This is a genomic window from Verticiella sediminum, from assembly GCF_007558815.1.
Lineage (GTDB): Bacteria > Pseudomonadota > Gammaproteobacteria > Burkholderiales > Burkholderiaceae_B > Verticiella > Verticiella sediminum.
On record NZ_VLTJ01000018.1, the window covers coordinates 1 to 1,260 of the forward strand.

The window sequence follows — 1,260 nt, forward strand, 5'->3', positions numbered from 1 at the left end:
TCAGCACCAACTACCTGTCGCTCGTCGCGCAGAACAATCTCAACAAGTCCCAGTCGCAGTTGGGCACTGCCATCGAGCGCCTGTCCTCGGGCATGCGCATCAACAGCGCCAAGGACGACGCGGCGGGTCAGGCGATTGCCAACCGCTTCACCGCCAACGTCAAGGGCCTGACCCAAGCCACCCGCAACGCCAACGACGGCATCTCGATCGCCCAGACGACCGAAGGCTCGCTGAACGAAATCAACGCCAACCTGCAGCGCATCCGCGAACTGAGCGTGCAGGCCGCCAACGGTTCGAACTCCGACACCGATCTGCAATCCATCCAGAACGAAATCACCGAGCGCCTGGACGAAATCGACCGCGTGTCGCGTGAGACGCAGTTCAACGGAAAGTACGTGCTGGGCAACGATGCCCAGGCGCTGACGATCCAGGTGGGTGCGCATGACGGCCAGCAAATCACGATCAATCTGACGAAGATCGATAGCACCGAGCTCGGGCTGAACGGCTTCAGCGTTGCGAATGGTCTTGAAGAAGCCGATTATTCCGCTGCCGGTGCCACGGGCCCTGGCCCCGGTGTGGCTATTGACTTGGACACCGTTGATGTCACGGCTTTAGCCGAAGGGACTCTAGATGGCAAGCTCTACACGGATGGCACCAACCATTATGTGCGAGTTGAAAATGAAACGACCACCGCTGGTGCGAATGGATATCACCAAGTAACCGTTGCCAACGACGGCTCCATTACGGGAACCGTTACCGCTACTGCAGGGACTCCTACAGATATCGTAGAGTTGGCCCTTGCCCCCACCACAGTTACCTACGATATGGGGGCTGACACGGGGGAACTGCAGGTACGAGCCGCTGGCGCTGATGGAACGGGACCCCAGTTCGTCATCAAGGATGGCGACGACTTTTTCGCCGCCACTGTCGCTGACGATGGTACGGTAACCCGCGGTGCACAGTTGGCCGTAGGTGACCCAACGTCCAACCCGCTGGCCGCGCTGGACGCCGCACTGCAAAAGGTCGACGACCTGCGCAGCCACCTGGGTGCGATCCAGAACCGCTTCGAGTCCACGATCTCCAACCTGAACAACACGGTCAACAACCTGTCCGCAGCCCGCTCGCGCATCGAAGACGCCGACTATGCCGTCGAAGTCTCCAACATGACCCGCGCGCAGATCCTGCAACAGGCCGGCACCTCGGTTCTGGCCCAGGCCAACCAGGTTCCGCAAGGCGTGCTCTCGCTGCTGCGTTAATCGC

General features: G+C 60.6%; 1 protein-coding gene. It reads left to right on the top strand.

All coding sequences use genetic code 11. The features are described 5' to 3' along the window. Positions 1-1,256 (top strand): FliC/FljB family flagellin (locus FOZ76_RS09615; RefSeq protein WP_143947940.1); only part of this gene is annotated, 1,256 nt, incomplete at its 5' end. Positions 1,257-1,260 lie beyond the last annotated feature (4 nt).